Here is a 20,395-nt window from a genome sequence, read left to right on the forward strand (position 1 = left end):
GGAGCGGGCGCGCCCGCGAAGCGGCCGGTAAAGGTTCAGCGCAAATCAGCCTCTGGCACTGTGGTCCGCTGTGCGATCGCGTCCGGCCGCCATTGTGTGCGCGCGACTGCCAGTACCTCAGCTGGCGTAGCCAACAGAAGTTCCGGGTCTGCCTCCTGCCCCAGCGCCCGCAATGCCCGCAACAGCAGCGGTGTAGCATGCTCCGCCTGCAGTGGCGGCGAGCGGTACGATTTGCCCAGCTTGTGCCCATCCGGCTGCACGATCAGCGGTATATGCAGGTAGCGTGGTTGCGAAAAGCCCAGCAGCTCCTGCAGGTATAGCTGGCGCGGGGTGTTGTCGAGCAGGTCGGCGCCGCGCACGATGTCGGTAACACCCTGCCACGCATCGTCCAGTACTACCGCCAACTGGTAGGCATAGAGCCCGTCGCGCCGCTGGATGACGAAATCGCCCACCTCACGGCCCAGGTGTTGCTGATATTCCCCCTGCACCCGATCGGTAAAACGATAGATAAGCTCCGGCACCCGCAAGCGGATCGCCGCGCCTTCACGGGCATGCCCGGCGTTACGGCACAAGCCTGGGTAGATGCCGTTGTAACCCTCCAGCTGCTTGCGCGAGCAGGTGCAGGCGTAGGCCAGGCCCATGTTGAACAGGCGGTCGACTACTGCGGCATAGGCATCGTGGCGCTGGCTCTGGAACACAACCTCGCCATCCCACTCCAGGCCGTAGCGCTCGAGCGTCTGCAGGATCGCATCCCGGGCACCGGGCATTTCACGGGGTGGGTCGGTGTCTTCCATGCGCAGCAGCCAGCGGCCATTGACGGCGCGGGCATCGAGCCAGGAGGCGAGGGCGGCCACCAGCGAGCCAAAGTGCAGGAAACCGCTGGGGGTGGGGGCGAAACGCCCGATGTAGCTGGAGTGGGTCATGGTCTGGCTGGGCATATAAATGAAACGGGGCGCATGATGCGCCCCGTTCAGGTGGAAGAAAGATCAGCCTTTGCCGACCGTTTTTTCCTTTTTCTCGGCGATTTCCTTGCAGTCGAAGCACAGGTCGGCGGTTGGGCGGGCTTCGAGGCGGCGCAGGCCGATTTCGATACCGCACGACTCGCACCAGCCGTAATCTTCGTCCTGGATCTTCTGCAGGGTCTTGTCGATTTTCTTGATCAGCTTGCGCTCGCGGTCACGGTTGCGCAGCTCCAGAGCAAATTCTTCTTCCTGGCTGGCACGGTCGGCCGGGTCAGGGAAGTTCGCAGCTTCATCCTTCATGTGGTCTACAGTGCGATCCACACTTTGCATGAGCTCGCCTTTCCAGGCATTGAGAAGCTTGGTGAAGTGCTTCTTCATGGGCTCGCCCATGTACTCTTCGCCCTTGGTCTCTTTATAGGGCTCGACACCGTACATGGTTTGACCGGTTTTTTGCTTTTCTACGGTGGACATGAATAGACCGCCTCTCACTCATCTGATCCAATGCGCAGGATGCTCCATCCCCGGCGACCGCCGGCCCTGCGACTGCGAGCCGCCGAACTTACCAGATAGATCGGGGGTGCGCTACCCCGCCCGATCCTGCTTGTTGACATCGGCGCGAGCCGTACGTTCGTTGGCGTGCAGAGGTAGAATCTCCAGTTTAGACCCAATTGAGAGAAGGTCATGGCCCACCCCTACAGTGCGCGCAGCCGCGCCATCGAACCCTTCCACGTCATGGCGCTGCTGGCCCGGGCCAATGAGCTGCAGGCGGCCGGGCACGACGTGATCCACCTGGAAATCGGCGAGCCGGACTTCACTACGGCCGCGCCGATCGTCGCCGCCGGCCAGGCCGCGCTGGCCGCCGGGCACACGCGCTACACCGCAGCACGAGGCCTGCCGGCCCTGCGCGAGGCGATCGCGGGCTTTTATGAGCAGCGCTATGGCCTGGGCATCGACCCGGAGCGCATTCTGATTACCCCGGGTGGCTCTGGCGCGCTGCTGCTGGCCAGCAGCCTGCTGGTCGACCCGGGCAAGCACTGGCTGCTGGCAGACCCGGGTTACCCGTGCAATCGCCACTTCCTGCGCCTGGTCGAGGGCGGGGCGCAGCTGGTGCCGGTGGGCCCGGAGGTGAATTACCAGCTGACCGCCGACCTGGTCGAGCGCCACTGGGACCAGGATACCGTCGGTGCCCTGGTCGCTTCGCCTGCCAACCCGACCGGCACCGTACTGGGCCGTGACGCGCTGGCCAGCCTTGCCAAGGCCACCCATGAGCGCCATGGCCACTTGGTAGTGGACGAGATTTACCATGGCCTGACCTATGGCATGGATGCGCCGAGCGTGCTGGAAGTCGATGACTCGGCGTTTGTCCTGAATAGTTTTTCCAAGTATTTCGGCATGACCGGTTGGCGGCTGGGCTGGCTGGTGGCCCCCCCGGGTGCAGTGTCCGACCTGGAAAAGCTGGCCCAGAACCTGTACATCAGTGCACCGAGCATGGCCCAACATGCCGCGCTGGCGTGTTTCCAGCCGGAAACCCTGGCCATTTTGGAGCAACGCCGCGCCGAGTTTGCCCGCCGCCGCGACTACCTGTTGCCTGCCCTGCGCGAACTGGGCTTTGGCATTGCCGTCGAGCCACAGGGTGCGTTTTACCTGTACGCCGACATCAGCGCCTTTGGCGGTGATGCGTTCGCCTTCTGCCGGCACTTCCTCGAGACCGAGCACCTGGCCTTCACGCCGGGTCTGGACTTCGGGCGCCACCTGGCCGGGCATCATGTGCGCTTTGCCTACACCCAGAGCCTGCCACGCCTGGAAGAGGCGGTACAGCGAATTGCCCGGGGCCTGCGGAGTTGGCAAGGCTGATGCGTTTTTCTCCCAATCTTGAGCAAGGCCGCCTGCTGCGCCGCTACAAACGTTTTCTCGCTGATATCGAATTGGCCAGCGGCGAGCTGATGACCATCCACTGCCCGAATACCGGCTCCATGCTCAACTGCATGCGTGAAGGCGGGCAGGTATGGTTCAGCCGCACCAACGACCCCAAGCGTAAGCTGCCGGGCACCTGGGAAATCAGCGAAACCCCGCAGGGCCGGCTGGCGTGCGTGAATACCGGTCGGGCCAATGCCTTGGTCGAAGAGGCCTTGCGCGCCGGCACTATCGCCGAGCTGGCCGGGTTTACCGCGCTCAAGCGTGAAGTGGCCTATGGCGAGGAGGGCAGCCGCATCGACTTCCGCCTGGAGTTCGATGGCGCGCCGGCCTATGTCGAGGTCAAGAGCGTCACCCTGGGTTACCCCGACAGCACTGTCGCAGCGTTCCCCGATGCGGTGACCCAGCGCGGCGCCAAGCACCTGCGCGAGCTGGCGTCGTTGGCCCGGCAGGGTGTGCGAGCAGTACAGCTGTATTGCGTGAACCTGACCGGCGTCGACGCCGTGCGCCCGGCGGCAGAAATCGACGCGGCCTATGCCCAGGCCCTGCGCGCCGCAGTGGCCGATGGCGTCGAGGTGCTGGCCTATGGCACGCGCCTGGACGCCGAAGGCATCGTCATCGACCGCCGCCTGCCCGTGCTGCTCAACCCTTGAACCAGATGCCCTGGCTGTCCTCGTGGCAGCCAATGGCCTGAAGTTGCTCGCCCTCGCAGGGGCCGGCCACGCATTCGCCGCTTTCGATCAGGAACAACGCGCCGTGGTGGGCGCAGTGAATGAGGCTGGCGCTGTCATCGAGAAACGCATCTTCTGCCCAGTTCAACGGGATACCCTTGTGCGGGCAGCGGTTGCGGTACAGGTACACCTGGCCCTGGCGGCGCACGCCGAACAGTTCGAGGCCGTCTACGCTGAAGGCGCGGCTGTGGCCTTCGGCCAGGCTGTGTGAAGGACAGAGGAAGTGCATGGCAAGGACGACTCGTGAAACAGATGATGGCTTGACGCGTCAATGCGAATAATTATCAAATTGCCCGCATTCGCTGCGCCCGGCTGCCTATGGTGCGCAGTTCCGCCGCCCGCCACAAGGCGCGCGGCCCGCCTTCAGAAGGAACCCGATGATGCGCCGTCCCGCCGCTTTGCTCGCCCTGTGTGCAAGCCTTGTGCTCTCTACCCAGGCCCTGGCGGCCGAGCTGCCGCAACGCTGGGTCAGTGCCGGTGGCGCACTGAGCGAGTGGATCGCCGCGCTGGGCGGTGAAGCACGCCTGGTTGGCGTGGACACCACCAGCCAGCACCCGGCCTCATTGAAGTCACTGCCCAGCGTGGGTTACCAGCGCCAACTGTCGGCCGAAGGCATTCTCAGCCTGCGCCCGGATGTGCTGGTGGGCACAGATGAAATGGGCCCGCCACCGGTACTGGCGCAAATCCGCAAGGCGGGCGTGCGGGTGGAATTGTTCTCCAGCAAGGCCGAGTTGGCGGCGGTGGATGAGAACCTCAAGCACCTGGGGCAGTTGCTTGGCGCACAAGAACAGGCTTCGTCTTTGGCGGCCGGTTACCACCAGCAGATTGAAGCCGTGCAGGCCAAGGCCAAGCAGGCCCAGGCCGGGCACAAGGCGCCGGGGGTGTTGCTGTTGGTCGGGCATGCCGGGGCCAAGCCGCTGATCGCCGGGCAGGGCACCGCGGGTGACTGGCTGCTGGGCCAGGCAGGTGGGCGCAACCTGGCAGAGCATCAGGGCTACAAGCATTTTTCCAACGAAGCATTGGCGGCGCTGGACCCTGATGTGATCGTGTTCTCCGACCGAGCGTTGGCTGATGAGCAGGCTTTGCAGGCGCTGCTGAAAGAAAACCCGGCGCTGGCCGCTTCGCGTGCCGTGCGGGAAAAACGCCTGGTGTCACTCGACCCGACATTGCTGGTCGGTGGGCTCGGCCCACGCCTGCCGGCGACCTTGCGATCGCTGGCAGTTGCGTTCTACCCGGCAGCCAAGGCCAGCTTCGCACAATGAAACAGCGGGTACAGCCACGAACGTTGTTCATTTGCCTGAGCCTGCTATGCCTGTTGGCGGTGTGGCTGTCACTGGCGTTAGGGCCGGTCAGTTTGCCGCTGTTCGATACCCTTCGCGCGGGCTTGCGGCTGTTGGGCTTGCCCATCGCCGCCGACGGGCTGCAACAGGCCGAGATGATTCTTGGCCAGATCCGCCTGCCGCGTACCTTGCTGGGGCTGGCGGTGGGCGCGGTGCTGGCGCTGTCCGGGGTGGCCATGCAGGGATTGTTCCGCAACCCACTGGCCGACCCCGGTCTGGTCGGGGTGGCCGCTGGTGCGGCGATGGGGGCCGCGGTCGCTATTGTCGGCGGTGCCTGGTTTGGCGGCATGCCGGAAGTTTTCGCACCCTACCTGCTGTCGTTCTGCGCGTTCGTCGGCGGGCTGGGTGTAACTGCGCTGGTCTACCGCCTTGGGCGTCGTGATGGGCAGACCAACGTCGCCACCATGCTGCTGGCTGGCGTAGCGATGACCGCGCTGGGCGGCGCGGCCGTGGGGTTGTTCTCCTACCTGGCCGACGACGCCACCCTGCGCACGCTTACCTTCTGGAACCTGGGCAGCCTCAACGGCGCCAGTTATGAACGGCTATGGCCATTGTTGCTGGTAGCGGCGGGCGTTGCAGTGTGGCTGCCGCGCCGGGCCAAGGCGCTGAATGCCTTGCTGCTGGGGGAGTCCGAAGCGCGTCACCTGGGGGTCGATGTGGAGCGGCTCAAGCGTGAGCTGGTGTTCTGCACGGCGCTGGGCGTTGGCGCCGCTGTGGCGGCTGCCGGGCTGATTGGCTTCATTGGCCTGGTAGTGCCACACCTGGTGCGCCTGCTGGCCGGGCCGGATCACCGCGTGGTACTGCCAGCCTCGCTAATGGCCGGGGGCGTACTGATGTTGTTTGCCGACCTGGCGGCGCGGTTGCTGCTGGCACCGGCCGAACTGCCGATCGGGATCGTCACCGCCTTTATCGGTGCGCCGTTCTTTCTGTTCCTGCTGATGCGAGGGCGCAGTTGATGTTGCAAGTCGAGGGTCTGCACCTGCGGCGGGGAAGCAATGAGGTATTGCATGACATTCACCTCGCGTTGCACCCAGGGCAGGTTGTGGGTGTGCTTGGCCCCAACGGGGCCGGCAAGAGCAGCCTGCTGGGCGTGCTTTGCGGTGAGTTGGCGCCCGATCGTGGGCAGGTGACATTGCAAGGCCGCCCGCTGCTTGACTGGGCAGGGCAGGAACGGGCCAGGCGCCTGGCGGTGCTGCCCCAGGTGTCCAGCCTGGGCTTTGCGTTCAGGGTCGAGGAAGTGGTAGCCATGGGGCGCATGCCTCATGGCACCGGGCAGCGACGCGATTCGGAAATTGTCGAAGCGGCCTTGCAGGCGGCGGATGCCTGGCATCTGCTGGAACGCAGTTACCTGGCATTGTCCGGCGGCGAGCGACAGCGGGTCCACCTGGCCCGTGTGCTGGCGCAGTTGTGGCCGGGAGAGGAGGGCTCGACGTTGCTGCTAGACGAGCCCACCTCGATGCTCGACCCGCTGCACCAGCACACCACCCTGGAGGCGGTGCGCCGCTTTGCCGACCGTGGTGCTGCGGTGCTGGTGATCCTGCATGACCTGAACCTGGCGGCGCGCTACTGTGACCGTATCCTGTTGCTGGAACAGGGGCGCTGCCATGTGTTTGCCGCGCCTGAACACGTGTTGACACCGGCGGCGCTGAAGGCGGTTTACGGGATCGATGTGCTGGTGCAGGCGCACCCGGAGCGGGGTCATCCGCTGATCATCACCCGTTGAGGCTGGCGCGCCCGCTGGGAACCGTGCAGGTCATCAATGGAGGAAATGCCAATGCGACACCCGCTGCTGTCCGGTTTTTCGCTGTGCCTGCTGCTGGCGCTGGGCGGCTGCCAGGCCAGCCTGCCCCCGCTGCCTGCCTGGCAGAGTAGTGAAGGGCGCACCGATGCCGAACTGGGGCATATTGTCGATCTCGCTAATGGGCAGGTAATCAGCCCTGATCAATTGGTGCAGCGCCTGGCTGTCGTCCCGCGAGTGCTGGTCGGCGAAAAGCACGACAACCCCGACCATCACGCGCTGCAACTGTGGTTGCTGCGCGCCCTGAATAGCCAGCGTACCCAAGGCAGCCTGTTGCTTGAGATGCTGCAACCTGAACAACAGCCGCTGGTGGAAAAGCTTGCGGGGCAGCCTTTGCCGGCAGACGTGCCCAAAGCACTGGCCTGGCAGGAGGGTTGGGATTGGCAGTTGTACGGGCCGATCGTGCGTGAAGCCCTGCACCAGCAGGTACCCCTGCTGGCCGCCAACCTTTCGCCAGGCGAGATGCGCCAGGCTTATCGGCAACCGGCGCCGTTGCCGGGCGAAAAGTCCAATGCTGCGAACGTGAAAGCGATTCTGCTGGAGCAGGTGCGCGCCGGGCATTGCGGGATGCTGCCAGAAAGCCAGTTACCAGCGATGCTGGCCGTGCAACAGCAGCGGGACCGACGCATGGCCGAGCGCTTGTTGGCGGCGCCGCTACCGGCGTTGCTGTTTGCCGGGGCCTACCACGTGCGCAAGGACCTGGGGGTGCCGTTGCACCTGAGTGATCTGGGCGCGCAGGGTGAGAGCAAGGTGCTGTTGCTGGCTGAAGTGGGTGAACGGGTTGAAGCAGGGCAAGCCGACTACGTGTGGTACACCGCGGCGATGCCGGAGCAGGATTACTGCGCTCAACTGAAGCGATAAGACGTACCGAACGCCAGGCAAAAAAAGACCCGGCAAATTGCCGGGTCAATAACCGTGATTAGCCTGATGAGGAGATAATCTGAGAGTCCGAACCAGGGGCTCTTAGGTTATCCAACCAGTCTCGCGACCAGTTGTGATAATCATAACAATTCTCATTTAGCCGTCAATCCCCTTTTCTCGATTATTTTGGATTTTTTTGTGCAGGGCTTTTTGCATCCAGCTGTTGGTTGAGTGCTTCTTTGCGTTCGAGTGGCAAATCGTTCCAGTGCATGTCCAGCAGGGCGCCCTCAATGGCATACAACAGCACCTTCGATGCGCGAAACCCTCGTGTCTTCACGGCCTGGTATGCACCCACCGCGCCCAGGCGACGCAAATCCGATGCGCTGTGGATGCCGGCTGCATGCAGCCACTGCGCAGAGGTCTTGCCAAGGTTCTTCAGATGCTGCAATTCATCGTTCATCGAGCCTCCTTGCGATGGCTGAACGGGTCATGGGGAGATAAATCGCGAGCAGGTCAGAGAGGAGTGTAGCGGGGGATATGAAATGCGCGGCCTTTTGCCATCGGGGCGATGAGCTGCCGCTCACTGTGCCGACCCCTTCGCGGGTGAGCCCGCTCTCACAAACTGGTCTACAAGCCTCAAGGTTGGCGTAGTACCTGTGGGAGCGGGTTTATCCGCGAAGCGGCCACTGCAGGGAAACGATGAACTTACAGGCCTGGCAAACGCTGGCGAATCTGCTCGATCACCTGGTCCATGCTGCCAGCAGTCTGGGTGTCGACCGGGGTGCTCTGCACCAGCTCCTGTGCATCCAGCGCCTCGCGGCTGGCCTGTTGGGCCTTGACCACGTCCAGGGTAGCGTCCGACGGGTCGCTGTTCTCGGCCTGGCGCTGCTCCAGCCAACTGGCGATCACTGCATCCGGCGCGTGGCAGTCGAGAATCAGGAATGGCACTCCAGTCTGGCTGGCGACGTCTGCTGCGGCCTGGCGCTGCTCCCGCTTGAGGTAGGTGGCATCCAGTACCACCGGGAAGCCAGCCTGCAGCACGGTTGCGGCTATTTCGTGCAGGCGCTGGTAGGTAGCGGCGCTGGCGTCCTGGTCGTAGATGCCAGTGCTCAAGTGGCCAGCGTCGGCTTGCTGCTGTTCGCCGAACAGGCGCTTGCGCTCAACGTCCGAACGCACGCGCACCGCACCCAGGGCCTCGACCATGCGCATGGCCACGTGGCTTTTGCCCACCGCCGAAACGCCGTGGGTGATGGCCAGCAGGCGCGACGGTATGGCGCTGTAGCTCTCCGCCAGATTGGCGTAATTGCGGTAGGTGCGCAGGGTGGTGGCACGTTGCACGCCATCGGCATTGGCCGGCATGCTGAAGAGCGCGACCTTGGCCCGTACCAGGGCCCGGTAGGCTTTGTAGAAGTTGAGCACTTCCAGGCCTTCATAATCGCCGGTCAGCTCGAGGTACTGGCTGATGAAACGGCGTGCCAGGCACTTGAGGCCTCGATCCTCCAGGTCCATGGCAAGGAAGCCGGTGTCGGCCCAGACATCGGTCATGCGGAACGGTTCGTTGAACTCGATGCAGTCGAAGATCACCACCTGGCCGTTGATCAGGGTAGCGTTGCCCAGGTGGATGTCGCCGTGGCACTCGCGGGTGAAGCCATTGGCCTTGCGCGAGGCGAACAGGCCTTGCAGCCGCTCGAAACTGCTTCGCGCCCAAGCCTGCAGGTTGTCCAGTTGCAGCAGGTCGGCCTTGTCGCTGAGGAATGGGCGGATCTGCTCGAAGTTCTGCTCGACCGGGGCCATGACGCTTTCAGGCGAGCCATAGGGCTGCTCGGCAGATACCTTGGGGGTTTGCAGGTGGAACTCGGCGATCTGCCGGGCCATCTGGTCGATGTGCGTGGCATTCAACTCGCCATTGGCCTGCAGGGTGCTGAGCATCTGCCCCTGCGGGAACTGGCGCATCTTCAATGCATATTCGATGGCTTCGCCTTCGCCACCCAGCTGCGGCGTGTCGGCGCTACCGGTGATCGGCAATACGTCCAGGTACAGGCCTTCGGTCAGGCGCTGGTTCAGGCGCAACTCTTCGTTACAGAAATGCTGGCGCTGGCCCAGTTCGGTGAAGTCGAGGAAGCCGAAGTTCATCGGTTTCTTGATCTTGTAGGCGTACTCGCCAGTGAGCAGGACCCAGGAGATATGCGTCTCGATGAGCTGGAACCCATCCACGGGGTGGGGGTACAGGGCTGGGTTCTGCAACGCAGTGATAAGAGCTTGGCTCACGGCAAATCCTTCCGGGGGCAGGGAATTCGAATGCGCCATTATGGTCAATGGTGCCGTCCCTGCCTACCGCCGGGCCGTCTGCCCAGCCTTTATAAAGTGCGTATAATCCGCCGCCATGACCCGAACCCGAAATTCCCGTACTCCTCAGAAACGCCCGACCGGCCGCTCCCGCGCCTGGCTGGGCTGGGCTTTGAAGCTCAGCCTGGTAGGCTTGGTGATCGTTGCCGGCTTCGCGGTTTACCTTGATGCTGTCGTGCAGGAGAAGTTCTCCGGCAAGCGCTGGACCATCCCCGCCAAGGTGTATGCCCGGCCGCTGGAGCTGTTCACCGGCCAGAAGCTGAGCAAGAACGACTTCCTCACCGAACTCGATGCGCTCGGTTACCGCCGCGAAAGCGCGGCCAACGGCCCGGGTGCTGCATCGATCAACGGCAATACCGTCGACCTCAATACCCGTGGCTTCCAGTTCTACGAGGGCATGGAACCGGCGCAGTTCGTGCGAGTGCGGTTCTCTGGCGATTACGTGGCCGGCCTTTCCGGGGCCAACGGCAAGGCGCTCGACGTGGTGCGCCTGGAGCCGCTGATGATCGGCGGCATTTACCCGAAAAACCTTGAAGACCGCATTCTGATCAAGATCGACCAGGTGCCCAAGTACCTGCTCGAAACCCTGGTGGCCACGGAAGACCGTGACTTCTACAGCCACCACGGCGTGTCGCCCAAGTCCATCGCCCGCGCCATGTGGGTCAACACCTCATCGGGCTCGATGCGCCAGGGCGGCAGTACCCTCACCCAGCAGTTGGTGAAGAACTTCTACCTCAGCAGCGAGCGCAGCCTCAGCCGCAAGCTGACCGAGGCCATGATGGCGATGCTGCTCGAGCTGCATTACGACAAGCGCGAAATCCTTGAGGCCTACCTCAACGAGGTGTTCGTCGGTCAGGACGGCCAGCGTGCCGTGCACGGTTTCGGCCTGGCCAGCCAGTTCTTCTTCAGCCAGCCACTATCGGAGCTGAAACTGCACCAGATCGCCCTGCTGGTGGGCATGGTCAAAGGCCCGTCCTACTACAACCCTCGGCGTTACCCTGATCGCGCCCTGGCGCGCCGCAACCTGGTACTCGACCTGGTGGCCGAGCAGGGTGTGGCCAGCCAGGCCGAAGTCGATGCGGCGAAGAAGATGCCGCTGGGCGTGACCAAGCGCGGCAGCCTGGCCGACAGTTCGTTCCCGGCCTTCCTCGACCTGGTCAAGCGTCAGCTGCGCCAGGACTACCGCGATGAGGACTTGACCGAAGAAGGCCTGCGCATCTTCACCAGCTTCGACCCGATCCTGCAGATGAAGGCCGAAACCTCGATGAGCGAGACCTTCAAGCGCCTGGCAGGTCGCAAGGGCGCTGACGAGGTGGAATCGGCAATGGTCGTGACCAACCCGGAAACCGGCGAGGTTCAGGCGCTGATCGGTAGCCGCCAGGCGGGCTTTGCAGGCTTCAACCGGGCCATCGACGCGTCGCGGCCGATTGGCTCGCTGGTCAAGCCGGCCGTGTATTTGACCGCGCTGGAGCAGCCGAGCAAGTACACCCTGACCAGCTGGGTGCAGGATGAGCCGTTCTCGGTCAAAGGTGGCGATGGCCAGGTGTGGCGCCCGCAAAACTATGACCGCCGCCCGCATGGCACCATCTACCTGTACCAAGGGCTGGCCAACTCCTACAACCTGTCGACCGCCAAGATCGGCCTGGAAGTGGGCGTGCCTAACGTCATCAAGACCATCGGCCGGCTGGGGGTGAATGTCGACTGGCCAGCCTTCCCGGCCATGCTGCTGGGCGCCGGCGGCATGTCGCCGATGCAGGTCGCGACCATGTACCAGACCATCGCCAATGGCGGCTTCAATACGCCAATGCGCGGTATTCGCAGCGTCCTGACTGCCGAAGGCGAGCCGCTCAAGCGCTACCCGTTCCAGATCCAGCAAACCTTCGACCCGGGCGCCATCTACCTGGTGCAGAACGCCATGCAGCGGGTGATGCGCGAGGGTACCGGGCGCTCGGTGTACAACACTTTGCCGCGCTCGCTGACCTTGGCGGGTAAGACCGGCACCAGTAACGACTCCCGCGACAGCTGGTTCTCCGGCTTCAGCCAGGACCTGCTGGCGGTGGTGTGGATGGGCCGTGACGATAACGGCAAGACGCCGTTTACCGGTGCCACCGGTGCCTTGCAGGTGTGGACCAGCTTCATGAAGAAAGCCGACCCGCTGCCGCTGGACATGCCGCAGCCGGACAACGTGGTGCAGGCCTGGATCGACCCCTACAGTGGCCATGGGTCTGACGGTAGCTGTCCGGGAGCGGTGCAGATGCCGTATATTCGCGGCAGTGAACCGCCCGCCGGCGCCACCTGTGGCGGCGAGCAGAATCCAGCCGAATCGGTCATGGACTGGGTCAAGGGCTGGATGAATTAAGCACAGGCTGCATTGATGAGGTGTGAAGTGAACAAGTGGCTGTTTCCTGCCGTGACGGCGCTGGCTGTGCTCCAGGGGTGCTCCAGCGTCCCGCGCGGCAATATTCCGGTGGTCGATTCGAGCACCCGCGTGTCCAATAGCGAGCGTGTCCAGGCCCGTGCCCCAGTCGCCGGCATGAATAACGGCACCGCCCAGGCGCAGTCCCTGCCAGAAGATTCCGGTGTCACCGTGATGATTCCGCAGGGCGCTGGCGCTGCAGGCATCCAGACCTTCCCGGCAGCCAATGGCGCGGCACCGATCAGTACGTCGCCGATCACTCCAGGCCCGATTACCCCGGGCCCGGCAACTTCGGCGCCGATGACCACCGACCCGAACCCCGTTTCCGATGAACCGTTCGACATCGCCGCGATGAATGGCTCTTCGCCAAGCAGCAGCGCGCCAACCGGTATTCCGCGCAGTGGCACTGCTGCCGGGGGGCTGTCGGCTGATGAGCAACTCGACGGCCCGGTGCTGGCACTGCTGACCACCGCGCAAACCCAGCAGGGCAGCGGTGACTTCAACGGTGCCGCTTCCAGCCTGGAGCGTGCCCAGCGTATCGCTCCGCGCGAACCGCAGGTGCTGTACCGCCTGGCCCAGGTGCGCCTGTCGCAAGGGGATGCGCCGCAGGCCGAGCAGCTGGCGCGCCGTGCGCTGACGTATGCCAACGGTCGCCCGAGCCTGCAGGCCGAGCTGTGGAATACCATCGCCCAGGCCCGCGAAAAGCAGGGTGACAGCGCTGGCGCCGCACTGGCCCGCCAAAAGGCGCGGGTCAATTCGTGATGATCGAGCAACGTATTCTTGATATTGCCGACCACCTGCTGCTGATCGAGCGTGAGTTGCAGGTGCAAGGCTGGTGGGATGCCGAGCCGCCAAGCGACGAAGCGCTGGCCAGTACCATTCCGTTCGCCGTTGATACCCTGCGGTTCGAGCAATGGCTGCAATGGATCTTCCTGCAGCGCATGAAGATCATCATCGAACTCGGTCAGCCGCTGCCCAACGCCTCCAGCATCCTGGTCATGGCTGAAACGGTGTTTGCCGACCGGCCGGAGCAAAGTCGTGAGCTACGCCGCCTGTTGGCAGCTTTTGACCAATTGATCGCTCCTTCCGCCTGATTTCTTCAGTTTTTCCTTCAAGGGCCGCAGATTGTGGCCCTTTTTTATGGAAATCTTATTAATTCTGCTGCTGAAGCGATTTTTAGTGGTGGCGGGAATTCATCTTGGGGAAAAATTGGCAATAATTTTTCTTGACTTGTTGGCGCCGAATCACAAGAATCCAACTTCCGCTTTAGAGGGACTGCCAGAAGCAGACCCGCTAGGCAGATCATGAGGCGCACACCCGCGCCGACCTGTTACACCCCGCAACGCGTTACCTCGCGCTGGGTGGGAAAACCCCGCAACACTCAGGGGTGCTCCCAATACTTGCTCAGTCAGTGCTGACGTTCGCTCATGCTCTGCTTGGCAGTAAACCTATTAAGACCCGCCTAGTGAGGGCGGTATTCTGGCGTTTTAGAGGTGAACAACGTGGAGCTTTTATCTGGCGCTGAGATGGTCGTCCGCTTCTTGCGTGACGAAGGCGTTAAGCACATCTACGGGTACCCTGGTGGTGCTCTCCTGCATGTTTACGACGCCCTGTTCAAAGAACCGGAAGTGGAACACATCCTGGTTCGTCACGAGCAGGCGGCAACCCATATGGCGGACGGCTACGCCCGCGCCACCGGCAAGGCCGGTGTGGTGCTGGTAACCTCCGGCCCAGGCGCGACCAATGCCATTACCGGCATTGCCACTGCCTACATGGACTCGATTCCGATGGTCATCCTGTCCGGCCAGGTGCCTAGCACCATGGTAGGTACCGATGCCTTCCAGGAAACCGACATGATCGGTATCTCGCGGCCGATCGTGAAGCACAGCTTCATGATCAAGAACCCCACCGAGATCCCTGAAGTTCTGAAAAAAGCTTTCTACCTGGCGCAATCCGGTCGCCCAGGTCCAGTCGTGGTCGACATTCCAAAAGACATGACCAACCCGGCTGAGAAGTTCGAATACGTCTACCCGAAAAAGGTCAAGCTGCGCTCCTACAGCCCAGCGGTCCGTGGCCACTCCGGCCAGATCCGCAAAGCTGCCGAGATGCTTCTGGCTGCCAAGCGCCCGATCGTTTATGCCGGTGGTGGTGTGATCCTCGGCGGTGGCTCCGAAGCCCTGACCGAAATCGCCAAGTCGCTGAACCTGCCCGTCACCAACACCCTGATGGGGCTGGGTTGCTTCCCGGGTACCGATCGCCAGTTCGTTGGCATGCTCGGCATGCATGGCAGCTACACCGCCAACATGGCCATGCACAATGCCGACGTGATCTTCGCCGTCGGTGCGCGCTTTGACGACCGTGTGGTCAACGGCCCGGCCAAGTTCTGCCCGAACGCCAAGATCATCCACGTCGACATCGACCCCGCGTCGATCTCCAAGATGATCAAGGCCGACGTGCCGATCGTCGGCCCGGTCGACAGCGTGCTCAGCGAAATGCTCGGCATTCTCAAGGAAATCGGCGAGCAGCCTGACAAGGCGGCGCTGGATGCCTGGTGGAAGCAGATCGACGAATGGCGCGGCAATGGCGAACTGTTCCCTTACGACAAGGGCGACGGCAACGTCATCAAACCGCAGAAAGTCATCGAGACCCTGTGCGAAGTGACCAATGGCGATGCCTTCGTCACCTCCGACGTCGGCCAGCACCAGATGTTCGCGGCGCAGTACTACCGCTTCAACAAGCCGAACCGCTGGATCAACTCCGGTGGCCTGGGCACCATGGGCTTCGGCTTCCCGGCGGCGATGGGCGTCAAGCTCAACTTCCCGGACCAGGACGTGGCCTGTGTGACTGGCGAAGGCAGCATCCAGATGAACATCCAGGAGCTGTCCACCTGCATGCAGTACGGCCTGCCGGTGAAGATCGTCAACCTCAACAACGGTGTGTTGGGTATGGTCCGCCAGTGGCAGGACATGGCCTACAACGGTCGTCACTCGCACTCGTACGTCGAGTCGTTGCCTGACTTCATCAAGCTGGCGGAGGCCTATGGCCATGTGGGTATCCGCATCACCAGCCTGAAGGACCTCAAGCCGAAGCTGGAAGAAGCGTTTGCGATGAAAGACCGCTTGGTATTCATCGACATCGCGGTTGACCGCAGTGAGCACGTCTATCCGATGCAGATCAAGGATGGCTCGATGCGTGACATGTGGCTGAGCAAGACGGAGCGTACCTGATATGCGGCATATCATTTCCCTGCTGCTGGAAAACGAACCCGGTGCTCTGTCCCGTGTGGTCGGCCTGTTCTCCCAGCGCAACTACAACATTGAAAGCCTGACTGTGGCGCCGACCGAAGACCCGACCCTGTCGCGTCTGACGCTGACCACCGTTGGCCATGATGAAGTGATCGAACAGATCACCAAGAACCTGAACAAGCTGGTCGAAGTGGTCAAGCTTGTCGACCTGTCGGAAAGCGCTCACATCGAGCGTGAACTGATGCTGGTCAAGGTCAAGGCCACCGGTGCCCAGCGCGCCGAGATCAAGCGCACCACGGATATCTTCCGTGGCCAGATCGTCGATGTTACCGCCAGCGTGTACACCGTACAGCTGAGCGGCACCAGCGACAAACTGGACAGCTTCATCCAGGCGATCGGCACTGCATCGATTCTCGAAACCGTGCGCAGCGGCGTTACCGGCATTGCCCGTGGCGACAAAGTGCTCAGCATCTAAATTCAAAAATTAGCGATGGCTCCGCAGGGGGCCGAGATATAACCAGGGGTATTTTCATGAAAGTTTTCTACGATAAAGACTGCGACCTTTCCATCATCCAGGGCAAGAAAGTCGCCATCATCGGTTACGGCTCCCAGGGCCACGCTCAAGCGTGCAACCTGAAAGACTCCGGTGTAGACGTTACCGTCGGTCTGCGTAAAGGTTCGGCTACCGTTGCCAAGGCTGAAGCCCACGGCCTGAAAGTTGCCGATGTTGCTACCGCTGTCGCTGCGGCTGACCTGGTGATGATCCTGACCCCGGACGAGTTCCAGGGCGCGCTGTACAAGAACGAAATCGAGCCGAACATCAAGAAGGGCGCTACCCTGGCCTTCTCCCACGGCTTCTCGATCCACTACAACCAGGTTGTTCCGCGTGCCGACCTCGACGTGATCATGATCGCGCCGAAAGCCCCGGGCCACACCGTTCGCTCCGAGTTCGTCAAAGGCGGCGGCATCCCTGACCTGATCGCCATCTACCAGGACGCTTCGGGCAACGCCAAGAACGTTGCGCTGTCCTACGCTGCTGGCGTGGGTGGCGGCCGTACCGGCATCATCGAAACTACCTTCAAGGACGAGACCGAAACCGACCTGTTCGGTGAGCAGGCCGTTCTGTGCGGCGGTACCGTCGAGCTGGTCAAAGCCGGTTTCGAGACCCTGGTTGAAGCTGGCTACGCGCCGGAAATGGCCTACTTCGAGTGCCTGCACGAGCTGAAGCTGATCGTTGACCTCATGTACGAAGGCGGTATCGCCAACATGAACTACTCGATCTCCAACAACGCCGAGTACGGTGAGTACGTCACCGGTCCGGAAGTCATCAACGAAGAATCCCGCAAGGCCATGCGCAACGCTCTGAAGCGCATCCAGGACGGCGAGTACGCGAAGATGTTCATCTCCGAAGGTGCTACCAACTACCCATCGATGACCGCCAAGCGTCGTAACAACGCTTCGCACGGCATCGAGATCATCGGTGAGCAACTGCGCTCGATGATGCCTTGGATCTCGGCGAACAAGATCGTCGACAAAGCCAAGAACTAAGTAGTATCGCAACATGAAAAACGCGGCTTCGGCCGCGTTTTTTCGTTCTGGCAGCCAGCTTCTGGTATAAAGCAGACCAGTGGCCTGCCGTTAGAACCTGTTTCGCGGGCCCGTGTCGAACATTTTCCATCCTGTTGCAAGGTACCCTCCATGAGCGAACGTCCCGAAGAGCCGAACAAGCCCTCCGACGCCGAAAGCCTGCTACCTATTGATGAGCACGTTGAAGAAGGGCATGACGCTGAAGGCCGCAAGGTGCGCCATCGCGGCATTTACCTGCTGCCCAACCTGTTTACCACCGCCAACCTGTTTGCCGGCTTTTATTCCATCATCAGCTCCATGAGCGCGCAGAGCGCCCTGAGTGCCGGTGACCCGCGCGAGGCGAGCAAGTACTTCGCCTTTGCCGCGATCGCCATCTTTGTGGCCATGGTGCTCGATGGCCTGGACGGCCGCGTCGCGCGTATGACGAACACCCAGAGCGCGTTCGGTGCCGAGTACGACTCGCTGTCGGACATGGTCGCCTTCGGCGTGGCCCCGGCCTTGCTGGCCTTCGGCTGGGCGCTGGGCGACATGGGCAAGGTCGGCTGGATGGTCGCCTTCATCTATGTAGCCGGTGCGGCCTTGCGCCTGGCACGCTTCAATACCCAGGTCGGCACCGCCGACAAGCGCTACTTCATCGGCCTGGCCAGCCCGGCTGCCGCGGGTGTGGTGGCAGGTACCGTCTGGGCGTTCAGCGACTACGGTATCCAGGGTTCCAAGCTGTCGTTCCTGGTCGCGCTGCTGGTAGCTGCTGCTGGCATGCTGATGGTCAGCAACATCAAGTACAACAGCTTCAAGGAGCTGGACCTGAAAGGCCGCGTGCCGTTCGTGGCGATCCTGGCCGTGGTGCTGGTGTTTGCCGTGGTGTTCAGCGACCCGCCGCGCATCCTGTTGCTGATCTTCCTTGCCTACGCCGCATCGGGGCCGATCCAGTTCCTGCTCAAGGCGCGCCGGCGCAAAGCGTGAAAATCGCTTAACGCTGGAATAACCTTCCGGCTCCATAGTCATACTGGTACATCCGTTATCCAGTGCTGTGGAGCCGCCCATGCTCATCAAGCTTCCCAGATCCTCCGAGTGCAAGGCATCGGAGATCACCCCCGAAGGCGTCTATCTTTCCCGTCGTACCCTGCTGGGTGGTTCGTTCGCCGGTCTGGCTCTGGGCGCTTTGCCCGGTGTCGGGCATGCGGCCGAAGCCAGCCGTTATGCCGATGTCGAGGCTGGCAAGGCGCCTGGCTGGTTCAGCGAAAAGCTGGCAGCCACCCAGTGGCAGGCAGTAACAGTGAAGGGCGAGGCGATCACGCCGTTCAAGGATGCCACTCATTACAACAACTTCTATGAGTTTGGGCCCGACAAGGGCGACCCGGCTGCCAATGGCGACAGCCTGAAAACCGAGCCGTGGTCGATTGTTGTGGACGGTGAAGTAGGCAAGCCTGGGCGCTATGCGCTTGAAGACTTCGTCAAACCTTATCAGCTTGAAGAGCGTATCTATCGGTTGCGTTGCGTCGAAGCGTGGTCGATGGTCATTCCGTGGCTAGGGTTTCCCTTGGCACACGTGCTCAAGCAGGTCGAGCCGACTGCCAAGGCGCGATATGTGCGTTTCGAAACCTTGAAAGACCCCGAACATATGCCAGGGCAACGCTCTGGGTTTGCTCTGATCGATTGGCCTTATAGAGAAGGGCTGCGTCTGGATGAGGCGATGCATCCGTTGGCTATTCTTGCTGTGGGTATGTATGGCCGGGAACTGCCCAATCAGAATGGCGCGCCGCTGCGCTTGGTGGTGCCATGGAAGTACGGCTTCAAGAGCATCAAGTCGATCGTGCGCATCAGTCTGGTGGCCGAGCAGCCTGGTACTACCTGGGAAGGCCTGGCGCCGGATGAGTATGGCTTCTATGCCAACGTGAACCCGACCGTCGACCACCCACGCTGGAGCCAGGCGCGCGAGCGGCGCTTGCCAAGCGGGTTGTTCAGTCCGAATGTGCGGGAAACACAGATGTTCAATGGCTACGCCGATGAAGTGGCGTCGCTGTATACGGGGCTTGATCTGCGGAAGAACTATTGATGCGTTATCCCTGGTTTCGCCTGGCCATCTTCATTGTGGGCTGCCTGTTCCCGGCGTGGTGGCTATATGAAGCGGCGATGAACTTGCTGGGGCCTGATCCCGGGAAGATCGTGATGGATCGCCTTGGGCTTGGGGCGCTTACCTTCCTGTTGGTGACCTTGAGCATGACGCCGCTGCAGAAGCTGACGGGTTGGTCTGGCTGGATCGTGGTTCGCCGGCAGCTGGGGTTATGGGTGTTCGCCTATATAGTGCTGCACATTCTGGCTTATCTGTTTTTCATTCTAGGGTTGGATTGGGGGCAGTTGGCGGTGGAGCTGCGCAAGCGCCCCTACATTATTGTGGGGGCGCTGGGGTTCCTGGGTTTGCTGGTGTTGGCGGTCACCTCGAACCGTTACAGCCAACGGCGGCTGGGTGCGCGGTGGAAGAAGCTGCACAGGTTGGTGTATGCAGTGCTTGGGTTGGGCTTGCTGCATTTCCTGTGGATCGTGCGTTCGGACCTTCGGGAATGGGCGATCTATGCGTCTATTGGGGTTGTGTTGATGGTATTGCGGATACCTGCTGTAACGCGGGCTCTTCCCAGGGCTGCCAGGAAGCAGGGTAGGGCGGTTTGAGACTGGGGTGGGGCTGCCAAGGTCCTGTCTTGAGATAGCAATGGCTGTAGAGGGTGCCCGCCTTTGTTTCTCTGGCGTCTGTAAGATCGAGCGCCGCGCGGGCGGCGCTCGGTCTCACAGGCGCTGAATGTGTTGTGGCGACCACCTGGTAGCCTTGATACGGTCTTCCCCCTGGAATATTTCAAATAAATGAAATTAAAGGTTGACGGCCTTTCGAATCCCCTTATAATGCGCCCCACTTCCAGCGACAACGGAACGACAAACTCCTTGAGATTCAATGAGTTAGGCGATTCAGAAGGTGCTGTAAGGGCTACGATCTAATGATCGCCGGCGGTTGAGATGATGGTTGACAGCGCTTTCAAGTGCTGTATGATTCGCCTCCCGCTACGAGAGATCGCAGTGAGTCAAGTGTTTGAAGCTAAACGAGTTTCTCGCAAAAAACTTCAAAATAAACGCTTGACAGCAAATGAGGAAAGCGTAGAATGCGCGCCTCGGTTGAGACGAAAAGCTCTTAACCAAACGCTCTTT

Annotated in this window: 20 protein-coding genes; 15 read left to right on the top strand and 5 right to left on the bottom strand. The window is 61.9% G+C overall.

What is annotated here, in order from left to right:
- Positions 1-35: 35 nt before the first annotated feature.
- Together gluQRS and dksA are read right to left on the bottom strand one after the other, a co-directional pair.
- Positions 36-923, bottom strand: a complete 888-nt coding sequence (gene gluQRS / locus OO258_RS15125; protein WP_266031317.1) for a tRNA glutamyl-Q(34) synthetase GluQRS — start codon at positions 921-923, stop codon at positions 36-38.
- Between the two features lie 63 nt (positions 924-986).
- A complete protein-coding gene (gene dksA / locus OO258_RS15130) occupies positions 987-1,433 on the bottom strand; it encodes an RNA polymerase-binding protein DksA (RefSeq protein ID WP_016501618.1) in 447 nt (148 codons plus the stop codon).
- Positions 1,434-1,643: 210 nt separating this feature from the next.
- Here dksA and OO258_RS15135 point away from each other — a divergent pair, with 210 nt between their 5' ends.
- The gene (locus OO258_RS15135; protein ID WP_266031295.1) at positions 1,644-2,816 is read left to right on the top strand and encodes a pyridoxal phosphate-dependent aminotransferase; all 1,173 of its coding nucleotides are present in this window, start codon (positions 1,644-1,646) and stop codon (positions 2,814-2,816) included.
- A complete protein-coding gene (sfsA, locus tag OO258_RS15140; RefSeq protein ID WP_266031296.1) occupies positions 2,816-3,529 on the top strand; it encodes a DNA/RNA nuclease SfsA in 714 nt (237 codons plus the stop codon). Before OO258_RS15135 ends, sfsA begins: the two co-directional genes overlap by 1 nt.
- Here the strand turns inward: sfsA and OO258_RS15145 are convergent.
- Complete coding sequence (locus tag OO258_RS15145) at positions 3,519-3,836, bottom strand: Rieske (2Fe-2S) protein (protein WP_266031298.1); 318 nt, start codon at positions 3,834-3,836, stop codon at positions 3,519-3,521. The genes sfsA and OO258_RS15145 overlap by 11 nt on opposite strands.
- 148 nt (positions 3,837-3,984) lie before the next feature.
- Between OO258_RS15145 and OO258_RS15150 the strand changes: the two genes are divergently transcribed.
- The 4 genes from OO258_RS15150 to OO258_RS15165 are packed head-to-tail and all read left to right on the top strand — an operon-like array spanning position 3,985 to position 7,606.
- Positions 3,985-4,869: a heme/hemin ABC transporter substrate-binding protein gene (locus OO258_RS15150; protein ID WP_266031300.1), complete on the top strand. Its 885-nt coding sequence runs from the start codon at positions 3,985-3,987 to the stop codon at positions 4,867-4,869.
- 50 nt (positions 4,870-4,919) lie between these two features.
- Complete coding sequence (locus tag OO258_RS15155) at positions 4,920-5,903, top strand: FecCD family ABC transporter permease (RefSeq protein ID WP_266031318.1); 984 nt, start codon at positions 4,920-4,922, stop codon at positions 5,901-5,903.
- Positions 5,903-6,670 (top strand): heme ABC transporter ATP-binding protein, encoded by a 768-nt coding sequence (locus tag OO258_RS15160; RefSeq protein WP_266031301.1) that lies wholly within the window; start codon positions 5,903-5,905, stop codon positions 6,668-6,670. The genes OO258_RS15155 and OO258_RS15160 overlap by 1 nt, the downstream gene beginning before the upstream one ends.
- A gap of 51 nt (positions 6,671-6,721) precedes the next feature.
- Complete coding sequence (locus OO258_RS15165) at positions 6,722-7,606, top strand: ChaN family lipoprotein (RefSeq protein ID WP_266031303.1); 885 nt, start codon at positions 6,722-6,724, stop codon at positions 7,604-7,606.
- A gap of 181 nt (positions 7,607-7,787) precedes the next feature.
- Here OO258_RS15165 and OO258_RS15170 read toward each other — a convergent pair whose 3' ends face one another.
- Together OO258_RS15170 and OO258_RS15175 are read right to left on the bottom strand one after the other, a co-directional pair.
- Positions 7,788-8,066 carry a TfoX/Sxy family protein gene (locus OO258_RS15170; RefSeq protein ID WP_110746216.1) on the bottom strand — a complete coding sequence of 93 codons (279 nt, stop codon included), beginning with the start codon at positions 8,064-8,066 and terminating at the stop codon, positions 7,788-7,790.
- Between the two features lie 245 nt (positions 8,067-8,311).
- Positions 8,312-9,874 carry an AAA family ATPase gene (locus OO258_RS15175; protein ID WP_110746219.1) on the bottom strand — a complete coding sequence of 521 codons (1,563 nt, stop codon included), beginning with the start codon at positions 9,872-9,874 and terminating at the stop codon, positions 8,312-8,314.
- 115 nt (positions 9,875-9,989) lie between these two features.
- Here OO258_RS15175 and mrcB point away from each other — a divergent pair, with 115 nt between their 5' ends.
- The 9 genes from mrcB (at position 9,990) to msrQ (ending at position 19,867) form a co-directional block, all read left to right on the top strand.
- Complete coding sequence (mrcB, locus tag OO258_RS15180) at positions 9,990-12,311, top strand: penicillin-binding protein 1B (protein ID WP_266031306.1); 2,322 nt, start codon at positions 9,990-9,992, stop codon at positions 12,309-12,311.
- Between the two features lie 15 nt (positions 12,312-12,326).
- The gene (locus OO258_RS15185) at positions 12,327-13,130 is read left to right on the top strand and encodes a tetratricopeptide repeat protein (protein ID WP_110746223.1); all 804 of its coding nucleotides are present in this window, start codon (positions 12,327-12,329) and stop codon (positions 13,128-13,130) included.
- Positions 13,130-13,462 (top strand): YqcC family protein, encoded by a 333-nt coding sequence (locus tag OO258_RS15190; RefSeq protein WP_110746225.1) that lies wholly within the window; start codon positions 13,130-13,132, stop codon positions 13,460-13,462. Before OO258_RS15185 ends, OO258_RS15190 begins: the two co-directional genes overlap by 1 nt.
- A 408-nt stretch (positions 13,463-13,870) precedes the next feature.
- On the top strand, positions 13,871-15,595 hold the full coding sequence (locus OO258_RS15195) for an acetolactate synthase 3 large subunit (protein ID WP_110746234.1): 1,725 nt from the start codon (positions 13,871-13,873) through the stop codon (positions 15,593-15,595).
- A 1-nt stretch (position 15,596) separates the two neighbouring features.
- Entirely contained in the window at positions 15,597-16,088 is a 492-nt protein-coding gene (gene ilvN / locus OO258_RS15200) for an acetolactate synthase small subunit (protein WP_003250040.1), read from the top strand.
- 56 nt (positions 16,089-16,144) lie between these two features.
- Positions 16,145-17,161 carry a ketol-acid reductoisomerase gene (ilvC, locus tag OO258_RS15205; RefSeq protein ID WP_056795202.1) on the top strand — a complete coding sequence of 339 codons (1,017 nt, stop codon included), beginning with the start codon at positions 16,145-16,147 and terminating at the stop codon, positions 17,159-17,161.
- A 150-nt stretch (positions 17,162-17,311) separates the two neighbouring features.
- A complete protein-coding gene (gene pssA, locus OO258_RS15210; RefSeq protein WP_201199954.1) occupies positions 17,312-18,163 on the top strand; it encodes a CDP-diacylglycerol--serine O-phosphatidyltransferase in 852 nt (283 codons plus the stop codon).
- 79 nt (positions 18,164-18,242) lie between these two features.
- Positions 18,243-19,256 carry a protein-methionine-sulfoxide reductase catalytic subunit MsrP gene (gene msrP, locus OO258_RS15215; protein WP_266031312.1) on the top strand — a complete coding sequence of 338 codons (1,014 nt, stop codon included), beginning with the start codon at positions 18,243-18,245 and terminating at the stop codon, positions 19,254-19,256.
- On the top strand, positions 19,256-19,867 hold the full coding sequence (gene msrQ / locus OO258_RS15220) for a protein-methionine-sulfoxide reductase heme-binding subunit MsrQ (protein ID WP_266031313.1): 612 nt from the start codon (positions 19,256-19,258) through the stop codon (positions 19,865-19,867). The genes msrP and msrQ overlap by 1 nt, the downstream gene beginning before the upstream one ends.
- Positions 19,868-20,395: the final 528 nt, after the last annotated feature.

It is taken from the genome of Pseudomonas sp. DCB_BI (assembly GCF_026240995.1).
Taxonomy (GTDB): domain Bacteria; phylum Pseudomonadota; class Gammaproteobacteria; order Pseudomonadales; family Pseudomonadaceae; genus Aquipseudomonas.

What these genes read in the sequence shown, in the direction of transcription:
- OO258_RS15135 (WP_266031295.1), top strand. Translation starts at nt 1,644, where the DNA reads ATGGCCCACCCCTACAGTGCGCGCAGCCGCGCCATCGAACCCTTCCAC.
- msrQ (WP_266031313.1), top strand. Translation starts at nt 19,256, where the DNA reads ATGCGTTATCCCTGGTTTCGCCTGGCCATCTTCATTGTGGGCTGCCTG.
- mrcB (WP_266031306.1), top strand. Translation starts at nt 9,990, where the DNA reads ATGACCCGAACCCGAAATTCCCGTACTCCTCAGAAACGCCCGACCGGC.
- ilvC (WP_056795202.1), top strand. Translation starts at nt 16,145, where the DNA reads ATGAAAGTTTTCTACGATAAAGACTGCGACCTTTCCATCATCCAGGGC.
- OO258_RS15185 (WP_110746223.1), top strand. Translation starts at nt 12,327, where the DNA reads ATGAGGTGTGAAGTGAACAAGTGGCTGTTTCCTGCCGTGACGGCGCTG.
- dksA (WP_016501618.1), bottom strand. Translation starts at nt 1,433, where the DNA reads ATGTCCACCGTAGAAAAGCAAAAAACCGGTCAAACCATGTACGGTGTC.
- ilvN (WP_003250040.1), top strand. Translation starts at nt 15,597, where the DNA reads ATGCGGCATATCATTTCCCTGCTGCTGGAAAACGAACCCGGTGCTCTG.
- sfsA (WP_266031296.1), top strand. Translation starts at nt 2,816, where the DNA reads ATGCGTTTTTCTCCCAATCTTGAGCAAGGCCGCCTGCTGCGCCGCTAC.
- OO258_RS15165 (WP_266031303.1), top strand. Translation starts at nt 6,722, where the DNA reads ATGCGACACCCGCTGCTGTCCGGTTTTTCGCTGTGCCTGCTGCTGGCG.
- msrP (WP_266031312.1), top strand. Translation starts at nt 18,243, where the DNA reads ATGCTCATCAAGCTTCCCAGATCCTCCGAGTGCAAGGCATCGGAGATC.
- OO258_RS15150 (WP_266031300.1), top strand. Translation starts at nt 3,985, where the DNA reads ATGATGCGCCGTCCCGCCGCTTTGCTCGCCCTGTGTGCAAGCCTTGTG.
- OO258_RS15145 (WP_266031298.1), bottom strand. Translation starts at nt 3,836, where the DNA reads ATGCACTTCCTCTGTCCTTCACACAGCCTGGCCGAAGGCCACAGCCGC.
- pssA (WP_201199954.1), top strand. Translation starts at nt 17,312, where the DNA reads ATGAGCGAACGTCCCGAAGAGCCGAACAAGCCCTCCGACGCCGAAAGC.
- OO258_RS15160 (WP_266031301.1), top strand. Translation starts at nt 5,903, where the DNA reads ATGTTGCAAGTCGAGGGTCTGCACCTGCGGCGGGGAAGCAATGAGGTA.
- gluQRS (WP_266031317.1), bottom strand. Translation starts at nt 923, where the DNA reads ATGACCCACTCCAGCTACATCGGGCGTTTCGCCCCCACCCCCAGCGGT.
- OO258_RS15190 (WP_110746225.1), top strand. Translation starts at nt 13,130, where the DNA reads ATGATCGAGCAACGTATTCTTGATATTGCCGACCACCTGCTGCTGATC.
- OO258_RS15170 (WP_110746216.1), bottom strand. Translation starts at nt 8,066, where the DNA reads ATGAACGATGAATTGCAGCATCTGAAGAACCTTGGCAAGACCTCTGCG.